Source organism: Pseudoalteromonas sp. MTN2-4 (assembly GCF_042848605.1).
In the GTDB taxonomy this organism is placed as follows: Bacteria; Pseudomonadota; Gammaproteobacteria; order Enterobacterales; family Alteromonadaceae; genus Pseudoalteromonas.
On record NZ_BTGK01000002.1, the window covers coordinates 121,612 to 146,900 of the forward strand.

Annotated in this window: 23 protein-coding genes and 1 pseudogene; 13 read left to right on the plus strand and 11 right to left on the minus strand. The window is 39.2% G+C overall.

Features of this window, described 5'->3' with window-relative positions:
• Window positions 1-78: 78 nt before the first annotated feature.
• Window positions 79-819 (plus strand): substrate-binding periplasmic protein, encoded by a 741-nt coding sequence (locus ACGHEH_RS05545; RefSeq protein ID WP_390442643.1) that lies wholly within the window; start codon window positions 79-81, stop codon window positions 817-819.
• Between the two features lie 503 nt (window positions 820-1,322).
• Here the strand turns inward: ACGHEH_RS05545 and ACGHEH_RS05550 are convergent.
• Window positions 1,323-3,221 carry a propionyl-CoA synthetase gene (locus ACGHEH_RS05550; protein WP_390442646.1) on the minus strand — a complete coding sequence of 633 codons (1,899 nt, stop codon included), beginning with the start codon at window positions 3,219-3,221 and terminating at the stop codon, window positions 1,323-1,325.
• Between the two features lie 311 nt (window positions 3,222-3,532).
• Window positions 3,533-4,381, minus strand: coding sequence for a hypothetical protein (locus ACGHEH_RS05555; RefSeq protein WP_390442649.1), 849 nt, complete (start codon window positions 4,379-4,381; stop codon window positions 3,533-3,535).
• Window positions 4,382-4,544: 163 nt separating this feature from the next.
• On the opposite strand from ACGHEH_RS05555, the gene ACGHEH_RS05560 reads away from it, so the two are divergent.
• Window positions 4,545-5,933: a DNA-3-methyladenine glycosylase 2 family protein gene (locus ACGHEH_RS05560; protein ID WP_390442652.1), complete on the plus strand. Its 1,389-nt coding sequence runs from the start codon at window positions 4,545-4,547 to the stop codon at window positions 5,931-5,933.
• The gene (locus tag ACGHEH_RS05565) at window positions 5,933-6,454 is read left to right on the plus strand and encodes a methylated-DNA--[protein]-cysteine S-methyltransferase (protein WP_390444144.1); all 522 of its coding nucleotides are present in this window, start codon (window positions 5,933-5,935) and stop codon (window positions 6,452-6,454) included. Before ACGHEH_RS05560 ends, ACGHEH_RS05565 begins: the two co-directional genes overlap by 1 nt.
• Before the next feature lie 307 nt (window positions 6,455-6,761).
• Here the strand turns inward: ACGHEH_RS05565 and ACGHEH_RS05570 are convergent, their stop codons facing one another.
• Genes ACGHEH_RS05570 through ACGHEH_RS05590 form a run of 5 tightly spaced genes read right to left on the minus strand, consistent with a single transcriptional unit; the run spans window position 6,762 to window position 11,953 of the window.
• Entirely contained in the window at window positions 6,762-7,313 is a 552-nt protein-coding gene (locus tag ACGHEH_RS05570; protein WP_390442654.1) for a hypothetical protein, read from the minus strand.
• 16 nt (window positions 7,314-7,329) lie between these two features.
• The gene (locus tag ACGHEH_RS05575; protein WP_390442657.1) at window positions 7,330-9,654 is read right to left on the minus strand and encodes an FtsX-like permease family protein; all 2,325 of its coding nucleotides are present in this window, start codon (window positions 9,652-9,654) and stop codon (window positions 7,330-7,332) included.
• 2 nt (window positions 9,655-9,656) lie between these two features.
• Window positions 9,657-10,331, minus strand: coding sequence for an ABC transporter ATP-binding protein (locus tag ACGHEH_RS05580; RefSeq protein WP_390442659.1), 675 nt, complete (start codon window positions 10,329-10,331; stop codon window positions 9,657-9,659).
• Window positions 10,331-11,548: an efflux RND transporter periplasmic adaptor subunit gene (locus tag ACGHEH_RS05585; RefSeq protein WP_390442662.1), complete on the minus strand. Its 1,218-nt coding sequence runs from the start codon at window positions 11,546-11,548 to the stop codon at window positions 10,331-10,333. Before ACGHEH_RS05585 ends, ACGHEH_RS05580 begins: the two co-directional genes overlap by 1 nt.
• Before the next feature lie 18 nt (window positions 11,549-11,566).
• Entirely contained in the window at window positions 11,567-11,953 is a 387-nt protein-coding gene (locus ACGHEH_RS05590) for a glutaredoxin family protein (RefSeq protein WP_390442665.1), read from the minus strand.
• A 431-nt stretch (window positions 11,954-12,384) separates the two neighbouring features.
• Here ACGHEH_RS05590 and ACGHEH_RS05595 point away from each other — a divergent pair, with 431 nt between their 5' ends.
• Window positions 12,385-13,713, plus strand: coding sequence for an ABC1 kinase family protein (locus tag ACGHEH_RS05595; protein WP_390442668.1), 1,329 nt, complete (start codon window positions 12,385-12,387; stop codon window positions 13,711-13,713).
• A gap of 47 nt (window positions 13,714-13,760) precedes the next feature.
• A complete protein-coding gene (locus ACGHEH_RS05600) occupies window positions 13,761-14,138 on the plus strand; it encodes a VOC family protein (protein WP_390442671.1) in 378 nt (125 codons plus the stop codon).
• A 44-nt stretch (window positions 14,139-14,182) separates the two neighbouring features.
• Here the strand turns inward: ACGHEH_RS05600 and ACGHEH_RS05605 are convergent, their stop codons facing one another.
• Entirely contained in the window at window positions 14,183-15,844 is a 1,662-nt protein-coding gene (locus ACGHEH_RS05605; protein ID WP_390442673.1) for an asparagine synthase-related protein, read from the minus strand.
• Window positions 15,845-15,998: 154 nt separating this feature from the next.
• Between ACGHEH_RS05605 and ACGHEH_RS05610 the strand changes: the two genes are divergently transcribed.
• Window positions 15,999-16,511: a flavodoxin family protein gene (locus tag ACGHEH_RS05610; protein ID WP_390442675.1), complete on the plus strand. Its 513-nt coding sequence runs from the start codon at window positions 15,999-16,001 to the stop codon at window positions 16,509-16,511.
• Between the two features lie 91 nt (window positions 16,512-16,602).
• Window positions 16,603-17,115: pseudogene (locus ACGHEH_RS05615) on the plus strand (YbhB/YbcL family Raf kinase inhibitor-like protein).
• A 10-nt stretch (window positions 17,116-17,125) separates the two neighbouring features.
• Here the strand turns inward: ACGHEH_RS05615 and ACGHEH_RS05620 are convergent.
• Window positions 17,126-17,329 (minus strand): helix-turn-helix transcriptional regulator, encoded by a 204-nt coding sequence (locus ACGHEH_RS05620; RefSeq protein ID WP_390442677.1) that lies wholly within the window; start codon window positions 17,327-17,329, stop codon window positions 17,126-17,128.
• Window positions 17,322-17,651, minus strand: a complete 330-nt coding sequence (locus ACGHEH_RS05625) for a hypothetical protein (RefSeq protein WP_390442679.1) — start codon at window positions 17,649-17,651, stop codon at window positions 17,322-17,324. The genes ACGHEH_RS05620 and ACGHEH_RS05625 overlap by 8 nt, the downstream gene beginning before the upstream one ends.
• Window positions 17,652-18,081: 430 nt before the next feature.
• On the opposite strand from ACGHEH_RS05625, the gene ACGHEH_RS05630 reads away from it, so the two are divergent.
• Window positions 18,082-19,710, plus strand: a complete 1,629-nt coding sequence (locus tag ACGHEH_RS05630) for a methyl-accepting chemotaxis protein (protein ID WP_390442682.1) — start codon at window positions 18,082-18,084, stop codon at window positions 19,708-19,710.
• Between the two features lie 152 nt (window positions 19,711-19,862).
• Window positions 19,863-20,261: a hypothetical protein gene (locus ACGHEH_RS05635; RefSeq protein WP_390442685.1), complete on the plus strand. Its 399-nt coding sequence runs from the start codon at window positions 19,863-19,865 to the stop codon at window positions 20,259-20,261.
• A 93-nt stretch (window positions 20,262-20,354) separates the two neighbouring features.
• Here the strand turns inward: ACGHEH_RS05635 and ACGHEH_RS05640 are convergent, their stop codons facing one another.
• Window positions 20,355-20,882, minus strand: a complete 528-nt coding sequence (locus ACGHEH_RS05640; RefSeq protein WP_390442688.1) for a TetR/AcrR family transcriptional regulator — start codon at window positions 20,880-20,882, stop codon at window positions 20,355-20,357.
• Between the two features lie 120 nt (window positions 20,883-21,002).
• Here ACGHEH_RS05640 and ACGHEH_RS05645 point away from each other — a divergent pair, with 120 nt between their 5' ends.
• The 4 genes from ACGHEH_RS05645 to ACGHEH_RS05660 all read left to right on the plus strand — a co-directional run bounded on the left by ACGHEH_RS05645 (window position 21,003) and on the right by ACGHEH_RS05660 (window position 25,178).
• Entirely contained in the window at window positions 21,003-21,215 is a 213-nt protein-coding gene (locus ACGHEH_RS05645; protein ID WP_390442691.1) for a hypothetical protein, read from the plus strand.
• A 64-nt stretch (window positions 21,216-21,279) separates the two neighbouring features.
• Window positions 21,280-21,732, plus strand: a complete 453-nt coding sequence (locus ACGHEH_RS05650; protein WP_390442694.1) for a hypothetical protein — start codon at window positions 21,280-21,282, stop codon at window positions 21,730-21,732.
• An 83-nt stretch (window positions 21,733-21,815) separates the two neighbouring features.
• A complete protein-coding gene (locus ACGHEH_RS05655; RefSeq protein ID WP_390442696.1) occupies window positions 21,816-23,660 on the plus strand; it encodes a S41 family peptidase in 1,845 nt (614 codons plus the stop codon).
• A 165-nt stretch (window positions 23,661-23,825) separates the two neighbouring features.
• Window positions 23,826-25,178 carry a M24 family metallopeptidase gene (locus ACGHEH_RS05660; protein WP_390442698.1) on the plus strand — a complete coding sequence of 451 codons (1,353 nt, stop codon included), beginning with the start codon at window positions 23,826-23,828 and terminating at the stop codon, window positions 25,176-25,178.
• Window positions 25,179-25,289: the final 111 nt, after the last annotated feature.

Consider the following 25,289-nt stretch of genomic DNA (forward strand, 5'->3'; position numbering starts at 1 on the left):
AGGTTATAAAACCTGATTTCTGTCCTTCAATTTAAATAATCTTTACTAGAATTAAAAAAACTGAGTGGAGAGATTAACGTGAAATCAATCATAATATTTATCACTGTTTTGTGTTTCTCATTTACTATCAGTGCTAAATTGCTAAATGTATATACTGAAGAATTTCCACCCTACCAAGTAAGATTATCTCCAAAAAATATCACTGGAATTTCTACCACATTGGTTAAGGGGCTTCTTGATGAAGTTAATATTCCATACAAAATTCACGTTTTACCTTGGTATCGTTCTTACCATAATGCATTAAAAGAAAAGAATGCACTGCTTTATTCTGTGGCTCGTACAAAAGAGCGTGAGGATATATTTAAATGGATTATGCCTTTATGCGATATAAATGTTTCTTTTTTTTGGAAAAAAGATAACAACAAGATTTCTATTTCTTCTGTAAAAGACGCAAAAAAATATGTTGTTTCCGTTGCCTCTGGTCAGCCTAGTGAGTTATACCTAAAGAAACATGGCTTTAGTACCGATGACAACTTAGTCATTCTAGCAAGCCATGAACAAGGGTTAGGTCTGCTATCCAAAGGACGAGTAGATGTAATTTTTGCAGCTGATCTATTTATTAAAAACCTTACTCAAGAAGAGTTTTTTAATAAATTAAAGCTAGAAAGTTTCACTATTAAAGCTTTGAGTAAAAAACTTTATCTAGCAGCAAATAAGTCTTCTGATCCAAATTTAATTCAATCTTTAAAGAGAACAGCAAAACTTCAAATGAATAAAAGCAAAAAGGACAAAGTTTGTAGTGATATTTCAGATTCGTAGTTTAAAATCTGAATCATTTGGAGGATTGCTATAACACTGCTTTTTTAAGCTAAGAATATTTGGATATGTTTTACTGAAGCAATTAAGCTTGCATCAAACTCATGTAAATCAGTTGATGACTTTTTACAGAATACATAAGTTGTCTAATTGTATTGTTAAATCAAGCATAAAAGAGGGAGCTATTGATTTTTGAGATGTCAGCAGCACTAATCAAATTATGAGCTAACCCAAATATGCAATCAACTGTTCAAAACACTCATTCATTAAAAACAAAATTTAGAACAATTTAAACGTATACTTGAATCAATTAAGAAGCATTGTTGGAAGAAGGCTACTCTTTAATATAAACGGCTTTAAAAGTATTACCGAAAGCAGCAAAAGGTAGAGATATACATTAATTTTATCGTAACACTGCTTCTTAGAAACAGTGTTACGGTCTTGCTACTTCATCTAATTAGTTTCTCAATTTATGTAAATTTTATACTGCGTTCTTAAGGTTTACACTACCTTGAAAATGATTGCCACTGAGCTTGTATCTCTTCAATTACTGAAGGGTCTTCAATTGTCGAAGGCACTTGAATTTGCTCACCATCAACCAACTGTCTTAAATTTTTACGCAGTAACTTACCAGAACGAGTTTTAGGTAAGCGCTCTACAACTTGAATGGTTTGTAAACAAGCAATGGCACCGATTTGAGCTCGAATAGAGGCACGAATTTCAGCGGCAATTTCGTCGTCTTGCTTAGTACAGCCTTCTTTTGTTACCACCATAGCAACGGGTACTTGCCCTTTTAAGTTATCTTTGCTGGCAAACACAGCACACTCGGCCACACTAGGATGCGCCGCAACCACTTCTTCTATTTCACCGGTTGATAAACGATGGCCCGCCACATTAATCACATCATCGGTTCGTCCCATGATAAACAAGTAACCATCTTCGTCGATAAAACCGCCATCACCTGATAAATAGTAGCCTTTATATTGAGACAAGTAACTTTGTTTAAAACGTTCGGCATTGCCCCAAATTGTGGTAAGACACCCAGGTGGTAGTGGTAATTTCACAGCAACCACACCTTGTTCATTCGCTTCACATTGACCGCCGTCGACATCAAGAATGTGAACCTGATAACCAGGTGTGGGTACCGTAGCACTGCCCGCTTTGGTTGGTAGTTGCTCAATACCCACTGGGTTACAAGCAATTGCCCACCCTGTTTCCGTTTGCCACCAGTGATCAATCACTGGGAGGCCTGTTTTATCTTGTAGCCACTCATAGGTTGCGGGGTCTAGTCGCTCGCCTGCTAAGAACAATCTTTCTAAACTAGATACATCATATTTTGCCAATAGCTCGGCTTCAGGATCTTGCTTCTTAATCGCTCTGAAAGCCGTTGGTGCACTAAACAACGCATTCACTTTATACTCTTCTACTACTCGCCAAAATGCACCAGCGTCTGGTGTAAATACAGGCTTACCTTCGTATAAAACCGTGGTGCAGCCATAAATTAACGGCCCATAAACAATATATGAGTGGCCGACGACCCAACCTATGTCCGAAGCTGCCCAAAATACTTGCCCAGGCTGCATGCCATACACGGTTTGCATACTGTAATTAAGTGCTACCGCATGACCACCCTGTTCACGTAAAACGCCTTTCGGAGTGCCTGTGGTGCCAGAAGTATAAAGAATATAAAGCGGGTGAGTTGCAGGGAGTGGTACGGCATCTGTTGGATGCGCTTTTTCAAGTACAGTTAGCCAATCTAAATCGCGCTTGGCTTGTAACTGCGCTTGGGCCTGTGGTCGTTGGAAAACCACGCAATGAGCCACTTTGTGATCTGCAAGCTCAAGTGCTTCGTCTAGCATTGGCTTGTATTCAATTATACGGCTAGGCTCAACACCGCATGATGCAGTAAGCACCAGTTTAGGTTTAGCATCATCAATGCGCATAGCAAGTTCTCGCGGGGCAAAGCCACCGAAAACCACTGAGTGAACGGCGCCTATTCGGGCACAGGCCAGCATAGCAATAGACGCCTCAGGGATCATTGGCATGTAAATCACAACGCGATCGCCCGCTTCTACCCCTAAATTTTTTAAGCCACCAGCAAACAAGCTGACCGCTTCATGAAGTTGATTATAGGTGTAAGTTCGCTTTTGCTCAGTGACAGGTGAGTCATAAATAAGCGCCAACTGCTCGCCTCGTCCCTGTTCAATATGATGATCGAGTGCCAAATAGCTGGTGTTCAGTTCACCATCTGCAAACCAATGGTCAAGTTGCTCATAACATTGGCTGACACCTTGAGTAGGCTGTGTGTGCCAGTTCAGATTTTGTGCTTGTTTAAGCCAAAATGCCTCTGGGTTCTGTTGAAAGTCTTGATAATAAGACTGATAGTTTATGTTTGTTGTTGTCATAATAGTGCCTTTAATTTCGCCAAGTAACCTTGGTTAATTTATGGTCTTTATACTCTCACGCTAGTTTACGCTGACGTTAAAGGACACTAGACTTTAGTCGATTTACCCTATTTAATCTTTGAATTGTTCAACACATGGATAATGTTCTCTGGAATATTTATGATAAATATCATCAAGATAGCCTCTTAGTTCTGAGACTGTGATTTAATCAAGAATAACAACATCGTATACTCAACTTCGTATGCCGGTTTGCGATTCTTTATTAAGTCACCACTGTTCAGATCCTCTTCGCAGCGACATTGGGATTGGTATCACAGTGCATTGAAGTGTTTTTGTTTCAACTTGGGAAAGTCGGTTCGATTTTTATATTTTAAATACAAGTTATTAAACACCGCCGTTTTCGAAAGTTTGTCTAATGCCATTAAAAATTGACGACCCGATTGCTGATCTGACACTTTACAGCAAGCCTGATAGACTTGGATCAGCTCAGCTATGGTTTTATATTTGGCTTGCTGCAATTTGAGTTGATATTGCGCTTCTAAAAAAAATGCCACACCACTCCAATACACACGCTGCTGAGCGTTGAGTTGCCACATATTGCTACTCACACTCGCTAAGCGCGCATCTTGAAGATGTGATAAACGATAGGTGTTAGATTGTCCGCGCTCAAGCCCAGCTCTTAGTCTCATCACCATATTGTCATAAGTAATAATGCCGCTGTCTTTCATGATTTGGTTTTGCAAAAAAGTCGCCAAGCCTTCACTCAACCAGAAGTCTTCGTAATTTAATAACGGGTGATATAAATGCGCTAACTCGTGATACAGCGTCCAGTCGTTTTTTAATTGTTTGAGACTCGCATAGCGACTAAATTGAAGCTCAACACCATCTTGCTCGCCGCGAATGACTTCGGCCCAAGGTACGGCTTCAAAAGCAAAATATTGCGGTTTCAAATATATTGGTACGTTTTTTTGTATTAAGGGCCCGAGTGTTTTTTGGGTTGCGTCTAAGCCATGATTTATCCAGTTTTTCACTTTAATTTGTTGCCCTTCGTTAAGACCTGACAAGCCAACGAAATCGGCTCTAGTATGAACGAACTGAACAGCCAAACTGAATTGAGAAAACACCAATATAAAAAATGCCAAGCCATAAAAAACTTTCAATCACCACCTCACAACGCCCGATTTCAATTATCAAAAAACAATACTCTATCAATGCAGTTTTAGATGACCTTTGAAAGCAGGTTTTACATTCAGTGCCGTTTTTGGCTAGTAGTCTGGCACTATCTACATATAATGACTGCAAGCATATTTAATTGGAGCGCTTATGCTCAATCTAGAAACCTGTCAAAAAGCCCGTTTTTCAAGAGATCCCCGCTTTGATGGCAAGTTCTTCATTGCAGTCAAAACTACAGGTATCTATTGCAGAACGATTTGCCCTGCATCGCCGCCAAAAGAAGAAAACGTAGAGTATTTTAAAAATGCAGTGCAGGCCGCTGAGGCAGGTTACCGTCCATGTTTACGTTGTCGGCCAGACAGCGCGCCAAGCTCAGCAGCCTGGCAAGGCAATGGCGCAACCTTAAATCGTGCTGTTCGCTTAATTGACGATGGTGCATTACAAACGGGTTCTATTGTTGAACTTGCTTCACGATTGGGCGTCAGCGATCGATATTTACGAAAACTATTTAAAGAACAAATGGGTGTCTCTCCAAAAGCCTATGCACTCTACCAGCAATGTTTGTTTGCCAAAAAATTATTACACCAAACCAGTTTACCCATTACTGAGATTGCGCTCGCCAGTGGCTTTGAGAGTATTCGCCGCTTTAATGATTGTTTCAAACAACAACTTAAACTTACCCCGACTCAAATGCGTAAACAGACGAGCAAAAATAATGCAAAACTGACTTTAAAGCTGTCGTATCGTCCACCATTTGATTGGCAAAAAATGCAGCGTTTTTTATCTGCCAGACTCATTCCTGGGCTTGAATGGATTGGCGAAAATTTTTATGGCCGCAGCTTTATTTATCTAGGTGTAAAAGGGCAATTTACTGCTCACCATCAAGCTGAAAAGCATCAATTTTTGGTCGAAATTAGCCTTGAAGACAATCGTGTTCTCAAACCTGTGGTCAGCAATATTCGCCGCGTGCTCGATTTAGACGCCGAGCTTGAACAAATCGAGCATGATCTCACTGACGCACTTGGCACAAATACGCTGATCAGCTCAGGGTTACGCTTACCCGGAATTTGGGATGTGTTTGAAGCGGGTATGCGCGCTATTTTAGGCCAGCAAATATCTGTTACTGCTGCCAAGAACTTAGTAATAAAACTGGTTGAAACCTTAGGTGAAAAACAAGCCAATGAGCAAGAGGCATATTGTGCAAATGTGCTGTACTTCCCGACGCCCGAAGCCATTGCGCAAAGCGACTTAGCATTTTTTAAAATGCCCGAAAGCCGAAAACAAACCATTACAAGATTTGCTCAATTTGCTCAAAACCAACCCGTTGAAGCGCAAAATCCAGATAACTGGTTGGCACTCAAAGGGATCGGCCCTTGGACAGCAAATTATGCCAAAATGCGCGGCTTAAGCGACCCAGATATATTCCTCGCGACCGATCTTGGGGTAATTAAAGCACTAAAAGCACACGCTGATTTTGACTCAGAAAAAGCCGCCCCTTGGCGCAGCTACCTTACTTTTCAACTATGGGACAAACTATGATGTATTGCGACTACTTCGAAAGCCCGCTTGGCACAATGGAAATAAAAGCAACCGATAAAGGAATTTGTCAGCTCATTTTCTGTGGCGAACATAAAGAGTCTGTTGTACCGTCAAAGCTCATCACCCTATGTATTGCGCAACTTGAAGAATATTTTGCAGGTTCTCGACGAAGCTTTGATCTCCCCCTGGACCCTGTGGGCACTGAGTTTCAAAAGTCAGTCTGGCAAGCGCTATGTGATATTCCATTTGGTCACACTCACTCTTACTTACAGCTCGCAGAGCAGCTTAACAATCCTAAAGCCGTGCGTGCCGTCGGTGGGGCAAACGGTAGAAACCCGATAACTCTAATTGTGCCCTGTCACCGAGTTATTGGCGCATCGGGCACATTAACCGGTTACGCAGGTGGTGTTGAGCGAAAACAATGGCTTCTAGCTCACGAAGGCGTGTCTGGGTTTGCCAAACCGCTCGTGCTAGATAAAGTCATTCATACTCGACAAGATAAGACGCAATTTTTGCGTTAATACTTATTAACCTGAGTTCTGGATAATAAATCTATCTCCAGCGGCTACTTTCAACGTTAACTGCGTTGAATTTACTTGCAATAGGCTAGCTATTGACGCGTAAATTCGCCTAGTTATCGATAAAAGTCTCCGGCTGCAGACTTAAAAAAGCACTTATCATTTCAATATCAAAACGTTAGTAAATCTCTTAAACAAAGCTCAGGTTCATTAGGGCGCTGGCTTTTTGAATCTTGTTTATCAAACAAACGTTTTAAAGGCGCCCAAGTAAATGCGATAAGCACAAAGCTGCACTCATTCAAATGTATTTTTAGCCGCTCGTATACTTAAATATTTGCCAATTTTTGTTTTTAAGTTCTTTATTAATATGAGTGACTAATTTGGGTAGAGACACATAATTTTTCATACTTGTTTGCTTAATCAGTGACTCTGTATCTCTTGCATCCTTCAGGGTCGGAATGGACATAATTACAATATATTCATTAATGGGATCTACATTTGGCAAATACTTTTTTAGTTGCACAAGTTCAAGCGATTTAAAATAATGATGAGATATAGGCTTATTACTTAAAATAGTCGGGATTTTGAGTACCGCACCATTATCTATTTCTTCAAGTTTAAGTAATCTATATTTTTCTTGGTCACTAACAAATTTCTCATTTTTTACATCGTAAATTAACACGTAAGGTACGGGCGTCCCCCCCATGCCAGCGAGTGATGAGTTATCATCTAGCTGATAAGTTTCAATCATCATTTTGTAATAAAGGGATTTAAATTGAAGTTTTTCCATTTCGACTATTTCAGTCGATATTGCTACTTTGCTTACGAGTAACAACATAATCGAAGTCATAAATTTAAACATACATTTTCCTTAAACTTTAGAAAGCCTGTTCCGATAACAGTGTTTTAATACTGTTTGTATTTAAAGATCTCAAAGCTAAAAAAGACGAGCTTAAAAGTGCGATTAACACTATAACAATGCTACTCACAACAGGTATTACAGCTGTAATTTCTAACTTTACCAATTGATTAAAATAACCTTCACTGAACGTCAATGTAGTGATAAAAAACATCATACTAACCAAGAGTATTACTAATTTTTTTAGTATCTCATCATGTAACAATTTTCCTTTGGTTTTGCCTATCGCCAATTTCAAGCCCAATACCCTCTGCTCTGCCAACAGCATGGTTTTTATTTGATATAAAATTCCGACAACTAAAATCACAAATATCAGGGTTGCAACTTGTAACGTTATTATCAGCAAACCTCGCCTACTTTTATTTAAGTCAAATAGTTGCTGTGAAATATCGCCAAGCGGCTTTACTTTCCCAAAACCTGCATCAATATCGAGATGAGATAGTATTTTTGAGCTACTGGCTAAGTCTGTGCTGTAGACATATAGAGGGGAATACAATTCAGTAGAAGGGTTGATCGATGAGTAGACCATAGGGATATCTGACAAGCTCTCACCTGCATGTGGTAGATTCTCCAAAACAGCAGCAATGGTGTAACTTGTTTCATCTTGTTCAAAACGTAGTTCTTTTCCAATTAGACTTTTATAGTCTCGGTTAGAAGTTAATGCCATTGCAAGCGCTTCGTTAATAACAACGCTACTCTGCGTAAGCTGGCCTTGATATAAAAACTTTGCTTCAACCGTTGAAAAGAAATTCTTTGCGACCTTTATATGATCTGTAAAATACACTTGATCACCATAACTATTGTTCAAGTGAATTTTATACTGGGGGAGACGAGGACTGATTAATGGGCTATCACTTAAAGTCATCCCTTCTTTATGGCCATTTAGCCAATCAACAGACAAGGCAAAAGACATATCATCATAGCGGTTAACCTCATAACCATTAACCGAAACAGACAGTTTATCACTCCACTGCATCTTTAATTCTTGATATCCACATGAAAGCGCAAAGTTCAATGCAAAAAGCGTAAGCACTATTTGTAGGCTTAACTGGATATTAATAAGGCTTTTTTGAGTTTTGCTCGCGCCTGCCTTAGCACGACTAAAGTGTGTGCTTTTTAATAAGTTAATCACAGGCAATAAAGATACAAAGAAAATAGTGCCGAGGCACCCAAGCAACACCAGAGTCCATAGAGACCAAGAGAACTGCCATTGGGCCGAGAAGTACTTTTTGAATATATCACTTGAATATAATTGCCATTGGATCAGTATTGCACTTAATATGGCTATCAATAAAACAGTAAATAGAAAGGGTAAACTTTCAACAAACAAATGCTTTAATTGCGCTTTAAAAGATGCGCCCAATGCAAACTTGAGTGAAAATTCACGGCTTCTTTTTAAAGCCAACGCTGCTACAACTGAGAAGTAGTTAGTAATGAGTACAAATGCAAACGCAATTAAAATAATGCTGAGAATAACAAGCTGTCTTAGTAGTTCACTTCTATGCAGCGGAGAAAGCTCCACCCCTTTTACTAATTCAATATTTGTTTTTAAGTTCAAACTAACTAATGAGTCTCCTGCTTCGTCTACTCTAGATTGAAGGTGCTGCTTTGCCTGTGAAACAGAAAAGTTCTCTGCCACTTCAATAAGCCCATAATATAGAGGCAACTCATTCATTAGCGCTTGCGTCTCAGTGGCATTATTCCCTTTAAAGAAAGGAATAACATCACCTAATCGTGACAAGGGCATATACAAGTCAATTTGATTACTTGAGAAGGTATTAAATTCTTGCGGAAGCCAATGCTCCAAAGTTTGTGACGAATTAGCTATTTCTACAACAATGTCTTTACTTATTTGAGAAATTTTTTGCTTTAATTGAGGAGTCGCAAATACTTGCTCTGAACGCCATAAGCTCTCGTCAGACTGGAGCATACGAAAAAAATTTACATCGTAAAATAAAATAGCGACTTTAGTTTCACGACCGTTTACGAGTAAAGGCCGATTTTGAATCACAAATTTTGAATAATGAGTTGCTTCTGGTAATTCCCTCGCCTCATCAATATGCGTACCTTTCGCAGAAATAAGTTTACCTTGTAATCCATAAGCAACCGTGTAAATAGGCTTGTTAGATTCAGACCAACTTGGTCTGTCTTTACTCAAACTCACACCAAGCTGAGCAACCGTTACAACCAAAGCACTAAAAATGCCCCATGCCAATACCAGAAAGCACCAACGTAAACGCTGACTTTGCCAATGTCGCCAACCGAGCTGAATATCATCCCACATGACTAAACTATCATCCCGTCTTTGATCTCAATAGTCCGATCACATTGTTGAGCGAGTGACTCATTATGTGTCACGATTAATACTGTAGAACCCGCCGCATTTAAGGTAAGTAATAGGTCTACAATTTGTGCTGCATTCTCAGAGTCTAGATTTCCCGTTGGTTCATCACATAAAAGCACATCAGGGTTACTCACTAATGCCCTTGCAATTGCAACTCTCTGCTGCTGACCACCTGAAAGTTGCTCTGGAAAATTATTTTGTTTATCTGATAAACCGACTCGCTCCAACTGTTTGAGTGCGATTGTTTTGTAATCTGTCTTTTTTACGTTTTTATTGTATTTGAGAGGTAGCTCTACATTTTTTAAAACAGAAAGCTCCGGTACCAGATTGAAATTTTGAAATACCCAACCAATATTTTGGTTGCGTAAAATACTCGTTTGATAATGCGATAAACTGCATACGTCGGTGTCGCAGAGTTCATAGCTCCCTGACGTCGCATTATCCAACAAACCTATAATTGAAAGCAGCGTTGATTTACCACTGCCTGATTTACCAATAACAGCGAGTAATTCTCCTCGCTCAATTTCTAAATTGATATTCTTTAAAACGGTTACTTTACCAGCTGGCCCATCAAAGCTTTTGTCTAGCTCTGCTAACTTGATTAACGTCTCACTCATTATAAGCTTCCTTTCCATTCTATTGGGTCAATCAACAAAACCTGATCACTCATAGCCAAACCTTCTAAAATTTGGATATGCTGTTCGCCAATCCAACCCACCGTAATTTGCTGTTGCTTTACCGTCTGCGAGTTTTTATCTTTTACAAGTACTGTATTCGGACCAACATAATTAATATGCCTTAGTTTTGTCAGAATCAGATTTTTATCTCGAGACCTGTAGTGGATATTTGCTGTAACACTCATATTCGACATCGAATGAACGGGTAATGTTTCAGTAAACGAAACTTCTACTTCAACTGTCGAGTTTTCAACATTAGGGGAAATACGTTCAATCACGCCCAACACATTTTGGCCCTTAATCTTAATATCAACCGATTGATTAAGTTCTAAGAGCGAAGCCTGAGAGGCCTGAACCCGAAGCAGCGCAAATAAGCTAGATGGATCTGCAATTTGCCCTATCATTGTATCTGCTTGAATATTGAGGCCTGCTTCTAAGTTGCTGTTGAGTTTGACAATTACCCCTTTCCGACCAGCTCGGATCTGTAAATTCTCTCTATCTCTTTCTAGCAACTCTAGCTGCTTATTAGCTCTTTGAAGCTCAAATTCATACGCATTCATCTCTGCCTTTTGCATCGTTTTAAGTGCATCTAATGCATACTTTTCTTGCTCTAAAAGCAGATTAGCTTTTTGCTGATTTAGCTTTGCTTGCTGTAAATCCAAAGATGAGACAATACTCAGCGCAGCCAGTTTGTTTTGCGCCTCTAGCTTATTTTGGGTAATTGTTAAATCATACTGTGCGATTAACACTTTAGATTCTTGCTTTTGTAAAGCTTGGCTTTGAGAGGCCCTAACTTTTTCTAACTCAGCTTGTTTGCCCTGAAGCAGCAATTTTTCTTGTTCAATTGAGCGATTTAATTTTGGATTAACTAACTCAATGATAAGATCACCTTGATTGACTTTATCACCTGGCCTTTTATGAATATTTTCCACAATACCATTTACTTGAGCCAAAATACTGTGTCTTATTTTTGGTTGTAAACTACCAAAGGCACTCACTGTGGTTTGTAAATAATCATATTGCGGAGAAACCGTTTCAAGCTCTACTGCCTTTGAAGATGTTTGAGTGAAAAAAACAACAACCATAAGCAAAATAATAAATAGTATTAAGCCTATAAACTTTAGTGGCTGACTTTTCCTATCGGCTGGGATCTGCATTTTACAACCTCAGTAAATTTAAGATTTTTTATCGAGTAATTGGTAACTATGCTCTGAAAAACCAACAACTAACTTGTCTTTGAATAGCAGTGTAGGCACTGTGTTTATTTCTAGCCCATTCAATTGTTGAAGCCATTTGGGATTTGCAGAAATGTTCCTAATTTCAACATTTAAATTATTATTATCTATGTACTCTTTGGCTATCTTACATGCAGGGCAACCCGTTGCGACATAGAGTACTGGGCTTTTACCTAGCAACGCTGAATAATCACCTTTAATGACACTGTCTTGCTTGTTTAAATAGCTTGATGCAAAACTTCCACCAAACCAACCTAACAAGGCGATTAGAGTCAGTATTGTGATCCACTTAAAAGAGCTAACTACTAAATTGCTCGACTTAAACATGATACTTCCTTAGTTTTCACGAGTTTTTACGGGGGATGAATAGACGTGCATGATGTTTTTAACAAAGGCTCAATACAACAGAGCCTTATTTCAATATCTAATTAATATTCATGACATTGAGTACTGTCACAACATTTAACTAGCTTAACTTCTTCACCAACTAACTTGTAAGTACACTTGATATTTTCAACTGCAGTTGCATGAAAAGACAATGAAGCAGAAAAAGCCAGGACGGCTAGAAAAGTAGATAATTTTAACATTTTTTGTCCTTGTCAAATTATATGTATAATCTCATTTGCGACCTTCCATAAGATAGCAACAAAATACTCACACAAAAAATTAACACTGTAAACATTCTAGTAATGACAAAAGTCGATCTACTTAGCTAAGAACAACGTAGTACAAATATATCAAGATAAGCACAAAACCATATGGATAAAAGTAAATCAGTTCCAACGTCTCGTTTTTCTCGGCTCAGCAAATTTGGCTTACTCGCCTCAAAAGTTGCCGGGAATGTACTAATAGATAGTGCAAAGTCTGTCGCCAAAGGTGAAAAACTTGATAAACAGTCGTTAATTTTATCTCCCAAAAATATTGAAAACTTAGCTGAGCAGCTCGCTCAACTTAGAGGCGCAGCCATGAAGTTGGGGCAGCTTTTATCTATGGACTCGGGTGAGGTTTTGCCTCCTGAATTAAGTAAATTATTGGCAAGGCTAAGATCTGAAGGTCATGCTATGCCCCATAAACAGCTAGTCGGCGTACTTAAATCACACTGGGGAGGTAACTGGCTCGACAAGTTTTCACACATTGAGCTCAAGCCATTTGCTGCCGCTTCAATTGGTCAAGTCCACAAAGCCACACTTGAAAATGGCGAAAAATTAGCGGTAAAAATTCAGTACCCCGGGATCGCAAAAAGCATAGAAAGCGATGTCGACAATCTTGCAAGCCTTCTAAAAATGAGTGGCTTGTTACCCAAGCATATCGACATGGCGCCGCTCATTTCTGAAGCAAAACAACAGCTTTTAGACGAATCTGACTATCTACTTGAAGCGCGTCATTTACAGTGCTACCAAGAGAACCTAAATAACTTTGATCAGTTTAAAATCCCCAGAGTGATTAATGATTTAACCACTGAGCATATACTCAGCATGGAGTTTGTTGAAGGTATCGATTTAGAAGCCTGTGTGTCTTTGCCACAAACCCAACGTGACGCCCTTGCAAGCGACTTAATTTATTTATTCTTCTTTGAGCTTTTAAAATTTAATACTGTGCAAACCGACCCAAATTTTGGCAATTATCTTTATCAGCCTGATACGGGAAAAATAGTATTATTGGACTTTGGTGCAACCCGAGAGCTCGCACAATCAGTATGTAATGGTTACTTTGCGCTATTTTCTGGCGCCATGTCTGAAAATAGAAATTTAGTGGCATCAGCTGCTGAGCAAATTGGCTACTTCAACTCTGAAATAGACTTGGAGTACAAACATAAAGTCGTAGATATTTTTATGCTTGCTTGCGAGCCGCTTAGACAAGATAAACCCTATAACTTTGCTGCAAGCCCACTCGCCAAACAAATTCGCGACAAAGGGCTTGAGATGAGTACCGATAAATCCAAATGGCACTCTCCGCCTATCGATGCACTATTTATACATCGTAAACTGGCAGGGCTTTACCTGATCGCCGCAAAGCTAAATGCCAAAGTAAATGTGCAACAGTTATATAAATCTTTCTTAAAGCAGGCAAAACTGGCTCAAAAATAACACAGGGTGTAGCATGGGGTAATCGCCTAAATAAAAAGGATTACCCCGTGAATTTAAATCAGGTCACATTGCCAGTTAAAAATATGCCCATCGCCGTAGCGTTTTATCAAACGCTTGGCTTTAAACTGATAGTTGATACACCACACTACGCACGATTTATGTGTCCTGAAGGGGAAGCTACATTTTCTCTTTCTCTAAACGAAAACGATTTTAATAGCGGCACCACCATTTATTTTGAGCACGAGCAACTCGATGAATGGGTTGCTAATCTGCAAGACAAAGGCATCGAGTTTGCGCAACTCCCCACAGATGAACGTTTTTTATGGCGTGAAACAGTGCTGTATGACCCATCAAACAATAAAATAAAACTCTATTGGGCTGGCGAGAATAGGTTAAATCCACCTTGGCGTGTTAACCCAGACTAGGGCTAACACGCTATTTTTAGAATTTTATGATAGTGTTCACTTAACTACCATTTCAAAATATTCTCTACCACTTTCAGTTTGTCGTTATACACTTTTATACCCAAACTATGTAACACAGCAACGACGCTAAAAGACGGAATATTAACCATGCGCTTGTGCTGACTAAACATCAGGCTGAATAAAAGCCCATATACTTTTGCAGTGTTAAATTGTTTTGGACGTTTGATCTGCCATTGATCTATGCCTTCTTTTGGCAAAGTACAAGGAATGTGATCAGGATAAGCCTGCCAAGGGGCACTTAGCGCTTCAGGAAACGCATACTGCAAAAAGTCATGATAAAAACGGTGTTTTCTCACCCGAGAAATAGGCTGAGATAACACATGACGCAACACTTTCCAAGAATAGAATGGCAGACAGAAATCCATTTGGTAATCGTCAACTTTATCGAATGGGATCGCCAGATGATGATGTTGATCATTCAACAGTAAGAATAAGTAATAGGCTTTATCTAATGGCACATCACCGAATTGCTTTAATGAGCGAATAATATTGGCTTTCAACGTTGCCTGCATGCCTTCAGCGCCGCGTATAATCGACTTAGGAATATACGCAAATTGCTGTGATAAATACGCATCAGCTAGATGCTCAACATCTTGAGTTAACGCCGCTTGATACACTTTTTCAGAATAATAAATCACACCTAAGCCAACACTCCCGCCATTACCTGACCATGAAAGTCCCGGACGAGTGACTCGGTAGTAATCTGGATGAGCACCGTTACGCCAATGCTTACCGAGCCTGTCTTCAACCGTTTTTGCTTGGGTATCTTTTACTTTGATCACATCAAGGTTGATGTTCTGACTATCAGCAAAAGCTTGTGCACAGTATAGATCTTGGGTTTTACCCTGAGAGAAGTTGAGCGCTGACATATCTAGATTGCGGCGCTTCAATAAACAAGCAATCAGTCTTGAATCTAAACCGCCTGAAAGCGTAGTGAGAACATGTTTATCATTACCTAAATATTTGTCGACATTGTTGTCTAGATCTTGTTTTAGCCCTTCTAATGCGCCTTCATAGTATTCACCCGCTTTAGCCAATGCACACCAGTCAAAGTATTGGGTTTTACGCACACCTAAACTCGACGCTTGCACACGATAACCCGGTTGAATACATGAAATCTCCTGATAATGAGTATGGTCAAATAGGTAATAACCTAATGTTGCATACTCCATCATGCCTTCTTCATTACAAGTCAGTGGTATGCCAAGCTCTTTTAACAAACTGAACTGGGTGCTAAAGATAAACGCCCCTTCATAATACATATAATAAAATGGACGAATACCTAGAGCGTCAGTCGCAATATCTAAGCAGTTTGATTGTTTGTTATAGCGGGCCATGCAAAATACCCCTTCACATGACTTCAACATATTATCGGTGTAGTTTTTATTTAGGGTATCTAAGTCTCTAACTCTATCAGAAGACATGAGCGGATGGCCAACAAGCGTTGCAATTTGCGAATCTGTTTGCAAAAAAGCACTTGGCCCGAAAGTTTGATAGTCGAGTGTCGCCATATACAAGGCGCGCTCTTGCACTGAATTAAACTGGCCGTCGACACGATTTTTTTCTTCCAACTTGAATTTTTCAACAATAAAATCATGCAGTTGAGTCAGCCCCGATGCACAATAAATTCCGAATAATTTAGCCATGAGGGTCACCTTGTTATCTATTAAGTTTATCTTTTAGTTATTAGATAAAACTCAAGCTTCGTACCAAGCTGATAAAAAATTTTAAAAACACCTTTACCTAAAGTTAGGTTGAGCTTTTAAGCTGCATGCCATTCAAACTAAAAGGAAGCTAACAATGTCAAATACCCTCATACTTTTCTCAAGCGCCAATCAAACTGGCAATACCTATCAACTGACTCAAGCTGTGCGATCCCAATTAGATGAAAATCATACCCGCTACTTTAATTTAGACGTTCATAGTTATGCCGATTACAACTATCACAACTTTTATAGTCGAGATGACTTTTACGACATTGCAGAAGCGCTATCGTGGGCAGATAACATCGTTTTTGCCTCTCCAGTTTACTGGCACGGTGTCACTTCGAATATGAAGCGTTTAATTGACCGCATCACAGAGTTAACAGAGAACCCAGAGATTAAACACATAGGCAAAGGGCTAAAAAATAAAAAGGGGTTTGTACTGACAACTTCTGCCTGCGATGAAGTCTGCCCTATTTTTGCTGGTTTCTTCGAGAAGGTATTCAGCTATTTCGATATTCACATGACAGAGCTTTTACATCTTGATTGCAGTAAAGCGTTTACCCTACCAAAGCAGCAGATCATAAATTTTGCACAGCAGTTAAGATAGTTTGTCCCTATTTTAATTTTAACAAGGAATACGAATGCACCAGCGTTTTGTGTCTTTACCACTCTCTTTATCTGCAACATTGGTAATTTCAATGACAGCCTTTGCCAAAATAAATACTTTTGAGTTATCCAGTAACGATGTCAAATCAGGAGAGACGCTTAGCTCAAAACATGTTTATAAAGGCTTTGGCTGTGATGGCGACAATCTCTCATCTCACCTTACTTGGTCTGGTGCACCCAAAAATACCAAAGCTTATGCTGTATTTGCTTATGACCCAGATGCCCCAACAGGAAGTGGCTGGTGGCACTGGTAACTTGTAAATCTACCTGCTAATACAACAGAGTTAAAAACTGGTGTGGGAAAATCTGGTAACACGCTGTTGCCTAAAGTCGCGATACAGATCAATAACGATTTTGGCAGTAATGACTTTGATGGCGCTTGCCCGCCAAAAGGGCATGGCCCACACCGTTACCAGATCACGGTTTTCGCTTTAGCTAAGCCGCTTAGTGTGTCTGAAAATACCAAAAGTGCCGTTGTTGGTTATATGGTAAATACGAATACGCTTACCAAAGCGAGTATTGAAGTAACCTATCAACGAGATTAATTAAAGCCCATTACTTTAATTTAAATAACGACTCTAAAGGCATATCAAAAAACTTAGCTATTTTTAAAGCAATCACCACTGATGGTGTAAAACGACCAGTCTCAATGGTACTAATTGTTTTACGAGAGACCCCCACCGCATCAGCCAACTGCTGCTGTGAGAGTTTGTTTAGCACTCGTATTGAATGAATTTCATTATCTAATTGTTCATTCATCTGATTTGTTTAGCTCATATAAAACAGGTAACGCATAGCATATAAACATCACCCCAATCACTAGCGTCGCCAGTGCCTTAGCAGATATGCTATCATCAGGAAAACTCTCTGAAATAAAAGAGGATATGTTTGAAAAAAGAAAAGGTGAAAGAGCAAAAATCACACTATGGAAAGACCACTTAAACCCTAATAGATTCAAATGGTTTAAGTATTCATCTTCAAAGCTGGCAGTCCAAAAATTACGCTTTTTGATGCTAGACATCGTTGTAACCACTTTGCACATTAAATAGATGAAATACACTGCCAAACCAAATTTTGCCATACCATAAACAAATGCTAAAGGCTTAAATGATTGAAAATCTAAAAATCACTCTAAGCTCGTGGAGCAAAAAAGTAGACCCATCACAAGCGCTAGGTAAGCATGCCAAGTAATATATTTAAGCTCTCTTTCTGAGTGAGAAACTGCAACCTTTTCCATATTCAACTCCTTGTTGATATCTATAAAACACTCAAAATGTAACCTTAAGGTACACATTGATACCTAAAGGTTTCAATAGTGAAGTATAAATTTGCATCTTTTGCTGGCAATCAAGTACCAATAAACATGTCATTTCAATAAAACATGACTGACTCATATACAAGATGCAATTTTGCCATAAGTTTGAAAAATAAATTATTTACCCTAGGTTTTACATAGTAATTTTTTAAAACTGATTAATACTTACAAGATAAGTAAGTTTGGATGTATAAAGATGTTCTTAAATCAACTTTCCGTCAAAGCAAGACTTGTTTTACTTGTTGCGCTCCCTTGTATCGCTTTCCTTTTACTTGCTGCTGTAACGCTGGTGCTTACTGGTAACTTAGTTGCCGGAATTCAAAGTATTAATAACGACAAAGTGGTGCCGCTCAAACAAATTAAAGTTGTGTCTGATAACTATGCAGTGAGTATCGTTGATAATTTGCATAAATATAATGCAGGTTTAATGTCTAAAGCCGAACTACTAAACGCTATAAACGATGCAGAGAACTTAGCCTCTTCACAATGGGCAGCTTATCTTAAAACTGAGCTTACACCTGAAGAATCAAGGCTAATAAGAAATAGTGAAGCTCTATTTGATAATGTAAAAACGAAAGTAGAACAGTATAAGTCTCTGCTTAGATCTGGCGATGCTTTAACAGAATCACCCTCACAATTTGTTAAAGTACTTTACGCTACATTTGATCCCTTTAGTTCAAGCTTAAATGCACTGATTGATCTTCAACTTGATACTTCACAACAATTTTCGGACCAAGCTGCTGCAGACTATCAAAAAGAAAAAATGATATTGGCTACGGTATGTATCATTCTTCTTGCAATCGTTATTTTCTTAGCGATTGCAATAAATCGTTCGATTACAATGCCACTCAATAACATAAACCAAATTATGGCAAACATTGCTGACAACACTGACTTAACCCTGCGTGTAGATGAAAATGGTGGTGATGAATTTTCTCAAACTGCATCAAGTGTAAACACTATGCTTGCTCATTTTAATGCGTTAATTACCGAGTTGCTGGACCTTGTAATTAATTTACGTTCACAAACGGAGGGCCTATCTGAAAATAGCCTGTCAATTGCCAACAGCACTGAGCAACAAGAGCAGCAGACAACCATGTTAGCAACGGCCATTACTCAAATGAGTTCAGCGATTAAAGGCGTTGCAGATACAGCAGTAACCACATCACACAAAGCCAATGAATCCGACACCCTTGCTCAAGCAGGATTAAAAAGTGTTCAGGATAATATCCAAGCGATTAATCAATTACATGAATTGCTCAACCAAACTAAAAGCGATATAGACTTATTAAGTGTTAAAACTAACGAAATTAATAGTGTCGTGCAGATCATTCAAAGTGTTGCCGAGCAAACCAACTTACTTGCATTAAATGCTGCAATTGAAGCAGCCCGAGCGGGAGAGTCAGGCCGCGGTTTTGCAGTTGTGGCAGATGAGGTAAGGCAGTTAGCCCACAATACGCAAAAAGCGACTGAGCAAATCAGCGAAATGATTGTATCACTGCAAGATGCGTCAAAGCGTACCGTAGATAGTATGGAGCAAGCAGCAAATCAAACAGAAAAGAGCGTCTCTATTGCTGCAGGCTCTGCTGATTCAATACAAAAAATAACTTCAGCTATTTCTGAAATTGCAGATCTAAACATTGTTATATCGACTTCTACCGAGGAGCAAACGACTGTTGCAAATGAAGTCGCCGAAAACATTAATCAAATCACAACCAGTATCAAGAGCGTGGCGAATAGTGCCTCTGAAAATGCACAAACCAGTCAAAACCTAAAAAACATCTCCAATGAATTAGAAAAAGATATCAGTAAATTTAAGGTTTAAACACTGATCTTTTTTTACTAGTTGGCTTGTAAGCGGCTATTTTCATTGCTGTTCATTCAGCATTGAAAATAGTCGGTTAGTCTCCAATTGATAGCCAATATCTGGCAATTATTTAAAATAGTTCATTATCAGAATCTTATTGGGTAAATAACGTGATTAAAGCCATTCTTGTGTTTGTTTCAGTTATCGTATTTGTGTTGGGTGCGATTTTTTTAAGTAATAATTTTAGCAACTTACAACATGGCAAAGCCTCTTTTGTATATGAAACTTCAAGTGTAGATAAGTCTATTGCAGAGCAAGTTCACCAATATTTGATTGATCAAAAAGTCTATGATGGCTTACAAGGTGAAGTTTTGCTTTTGAAGAAAAACAAAGCAGGGGTGTGGGTTGCTAAGTTTCCCGTTTATCAAGGTGGTGACGTTCCACCTGAAGTTTTAAAAGACCTACAAAGTCTCAGTTTAGGCATCAAGCAATCTGTTTTAAAAAATGAGCCGCTAGAAATACACATCACCAACAGTGGTTATCAATCAGTGCAATTTTTTAAGATCTAGCGCTTTATATTTAGCTCCTCAAGAGTATTTAAGTACTGTTACTTAAGACCTAGACCAACTCGAATCCCAATAATTTCAAAGGGGCTCGAGTTGTTACTTCACAGAAATAAACTTAAGCTTTTCTTCTAACTTCGCAATGAGTGAAACGTCATTTTGTGCATCATCATTTAAACCAGCAAGTAAGGTCATAAAATATACGTCCATTAATATATCGACATACGCCAATTTTTCATCATCTCCAAACGCCAATTGATGTTTAAAAGCATTCAACTGTGGGTCAAGTGACTGACTTTGCCATAAGATTTCTTTGAATAAGACTTTACTAAACTCTCGTTGAGACAAGTAAAACGGATACAGTGACGACGCAAAGTGCAACAGTCTATCAATGGGTGTTGTTGAAGTGTCTGACTTAGCCGTTTCAGTTAATAAGTTATTTAATTTGCTCTCTAAACCTGATTTGAGTAAATCAAGTTTATTTGGAAAGTGACTAAAAACGGTACCTGTCGCAACACCTGCCGCTGAAGAAATATCTCTAGTACTGGTGTTTTCATAGCCATTTTCAGTGAAAAGCTGCCATGCAGCCGATAAGATCCGCGATCTTGTTTGCTCTCGTTTTGACACCCTACCTCCTAAAATCACGCGATATTAAAACAAGTTAAAAAAAAAATGCCAAGTTCTTATTGAAAAATGAGCGCGCTCAATATTATTATGAGCGCGCTCACTTTTAACTTGGAGATTACAATGGACTTATTTTTTCGCATTATTGGGGCCTTAATTTTTTTACCTTTTATTGGCTTTTATAGTTATGTACTAGGGCCTATCCTGAAGCTCATTTTGTTACCTGGAGGACTATTATTACTGCTACTGATTTTAGGCAAAGAAGACGGAATCGAGCCTTTGTTCGAAGCTTTTAAAACTAAAACGGAGACATCAGAGGGTATTGAGGTGCCATAACATCAAGTTGCTTACACTTAACCTAAATCTTAATAATTTTTGCTATCAAAGGAACCGTAATAAAATGAAAATCACCTCGTCAGGGTCATTAATGCTAATAAGCGTTGCAGCACTTGCCTTTTTCACAGCCCTGTCTCATATGTCTTGTATTGTGTTAGGTCCAGAGTGTTATCGTGTACAAATGGCACCTGAAGCTCTCATTGAACTCTCTAAATCTGCACCTTGGCGTGCAGCCTTAGAAACAACTTTGGTATCACTGCTATTTGTTGCGACCGCCATTTTTTGTTTGTCTGGCGCTGGGGTGATCAGAAAAGTGCCAATGTTAAAACCAGCCATCATTACCATCTCTGTGATTTGTTCGCTTAGAGGGATCGCCACCTTGCCTTTGAGCCTGCTCTTTCCCGAACAGGTGACAGCATTTTCTATTATTGCTGGTATTTTATGGTTTTTAGCGGGCATATTTTGTATCACAGGCTATAGCCTTATAAACAAAGAAAGTACAAAAAGACAAAGTTAGCAAGGGCATATTACTACGCTCTAAAACATTTACTTTGTACAAAAAAAGCACTACTTTGTACCTAAAAAGAAAAAGGAATTATAATGAACAGAGCGATATTTACACTAGTAGTGGGCTTTACTCTTATTGGATGCGGATCTGATAAGACTCAATCTAACGATATCCCAATTGAACATTCTGATAAACTTGAAGCAGTCTCACCTCTGCCTAATGCACCTCAACTTAAACCAGACATTTTATACAATGAACAATTAAGATTAGACATAGAAGAGTTTGTCAAACTGGCTCATACTATTCAATACTTCTACCCTTCAGAAACAGCCAAAGACTCCAACTGGCCTTTGTTTATTGCTGAAAGTATTGTGGAGATAAGCCAAACTCCTCCGGCTGAGAGAGCTGAGAAAGGACTATTTTTACTTAGGCAAATTGCGCCGTATTTGGCAAGAAGTCAATCACAATTACCAGAAGTAGCAAATAACACTCTAGTCTCTACATGGGTGCAAAACGCTCCATTAAATCAAGACGTATATACACGTAGCCTTTTCACAAATGATTATGTTGATTTGAGAAACCGCAATTATTCTAGCAACGAGCGCATTGCAGAAATAGAATACTTTCAAGAACCTTTGTACTTTCCTTTGTATCTTCCTGCAAATTTAGAGTTGCAGGGGCAAACATTTCAACAACTTGGCCGCTGGCAGATCTCAGAAGAGTTCAAACACACTGAAATTTGTATGGCTTCAGTTTCTAGTATGTGGGCAGCTATCAATCATTTTTGGCCCTATTTCGATCAGGTTCCGGTAAATTGGCAAGCCAGTTTGCCAGCTTTACTACAGGCATGTGAAGAAGATGATTTCATTCAAAGAAGAGCAAAAATATATACCGAGTTCACCAAGCTAAAAGACAACCATATCGTTATTAATCTGCCTACTCCTGAGCAATATGTAAAAAATAAATATATCCCTTTTTTGTATGAGCTTATTGAAGGTAAAGCGATTGTCGTTCGAGCAGAAGAAAATCAGCAAACAGGCGTAGAAATTGGCGATGAAATTCTAGAAATTAATGACCAAAACATTCATGAGTACCTAGAAGGTAAAGCAGTTACTTCATTGAAGAGCGACCTGCATCGTAAAAAAGTCCCTGCTTACACAGATGTATTTACTGCATCACTTGATAGCACTGAGTATCAAATAAAAAAACCTGATGGTCAAAACCTCAGAGTTCTAGTAACGCCAAAACCTATCGAGGCGCTAACGACTTTTCATGGGTTAAGGTATGTGCCGAGGCGCGATGAAAAAATTGAAGCGCTTTCAGAAGGCTTTTATCGTCTAAATGTTTACAATATTTCTAGCAATGATACCACTGGCCTATTAGAACAATTACGAGGTGCCAAAGGCGTTGTGTTGGATATGAGAAATTACCCCACAGATTGGTACGGTTGGCAAACCGTTTTGAGTTGGTTTATAGAGCGAACAGCCACTAACGATACTATTTCTTACTCATGGCAAGGTGCTCCAAATCAAACAGATAGTAAACAACAGCAACTATCACAAACTATCCAACCTGCTGAAAATAAACTTAATATTCCCGTGGTGGCACTTTCTTCAAGGTATAGCCAGAGCTCAAATGAACATAGCTTAATTTTTGCAAGAAGTGGCGGGATCCCAATACTAGGGGAGCCGACATCAGGTATAAATGGCAACATAATTGAAATGGACTTATTCGGTGGGTTTAATCGTAACTCCTCACAAGGTGTCACTTTCATTTATACAAATATGAAAGCCAACCGATTAAACGGTGATGCACTTATTAATGCGGGTATTGAACCAGACATATTGGTACCAAGAACCATTCAGAGCCACCGCGAGCAGGTTGACAACCAATTGACTGCAGCCATTGAATATTTGCAGCAACAAATCGATAGATAACTGTTGTTCCTTTCTAACCCTTAAAGAGTTGAATTTTCATAAATAAAAAATAAGTACCCCATTAATAACCGCTTAAAACAAGCCTCCTACCGAAACTAACTTGCAGCTAAATTTCGCCTTACATACTATCAAATAAGATATTCAGTTTTAGAAGAAGTCGTCAGTATGTTTAAAAAACTTGCTTTAATGCTCGCTCTTTCAGGAGTGAGTGCTCAATTAGTAGCAACAGAAGCCGCTCAAGGGCGCGAAATAGACACCTTACCCGACGTATTGTCTTTCAAAGAGCGTGTTGCACCAATCAATGACATGGTAAAAGATAGACTCGACAATTTGCTGCCAAAGCTGATGCAAGAAACCGATCTTGATATGTGGCTGGTGATCAATCGCGAATACGGTGAAGACAAATTATTTTATACCTTGGTTCCACAACCCACTTTTGCTGCCCGACGCACCACACTGCTCGTTTTTTCAAAACAACCAGATGGCAGTGTCGAGCGGTTCAGTGTCAGCCGCTATCCAATCGGCGATTTATATCCAACTGTCTGGGAAGGCGGTAGCAAAGCGCAACAGTGGCAGCGTTTAGCTGAAGTCATTGCTGAGCGAGATCCGAAACGTATCGGTATTAATATCAGTGAAGACTGGGCGCTCGCTGACGGCTTAAGCGTTGGTTTACATAATAAACTACTTGATAATTTACCTAAAAAGTACCAAAAGCGTTTAGTCAGTGCAGAGGACTTAGTGATCCGTTGGCTTGAGACCCGCAGCGAAAAAGAACTTCAAGTTTACCCTACTGCAGTCACTCTGGCTCGCGGCGTTATTGCAGAAGCTTTTTCTAATAAAGTCATTACGCCTGGGGTGACGACCACCGATGATGTCGCTTGGTATTTACGAGAGCGCTTTGAAGCATTGCAACTCAGACCATGGTTCCAACCTTATGTGAATATTCAACGCCAAGGCGATAACGTTGACAAAGACGCCCCGTTTTTAGGCGAATATAACCGTGTAATCTTACCGGGAGATATCATTCACACCGATGTAGGTATTTGCTATTTGAACCAGTGTACCGACACGCAAGAGATGGGCTACGTCTTAAAACTCAACGAAACCGATGTGCCAGAAGGCTTAAAATCTGCAATGAAGTTGGGCAATCATTGGCAGGACATCCTTACTCGTAATTTCAAAACAGGTTTAACGGGGAATCAGGTCTTAGCCAACACCATTAAGCAAAGTGAAGCTGAGAACATCATCAGCAGCACTTACACTCACCCGCTGGGTTTTGTCGGCCACGCACCGGGCCCAACCATTGGCATGTGGGATAATCAAGGCCCGACCCCAGTTCAAGGTGATTGGAAATTATATCCAAATACGGTGTATGCCATTGAAGGTAATGTGAAAATGCAGCTACCTGAATGGGATAATCAATGGATCCAAATCAAGCTAGAACAAGATGCGGTATTTGATGGTAAGGCTGTCTGGTACTTGGCTGGTCGCCAAACCAAGTGGCATTTGATTAGATAACCATTCAATCTGTTGGTTTATTGAGAATAAATGTATAGAAGCTGACAACCTGTCAGATTCTATAAATGCCAGCAATTGATATCACCAACACAGATGTAACGAGAGTCGAAT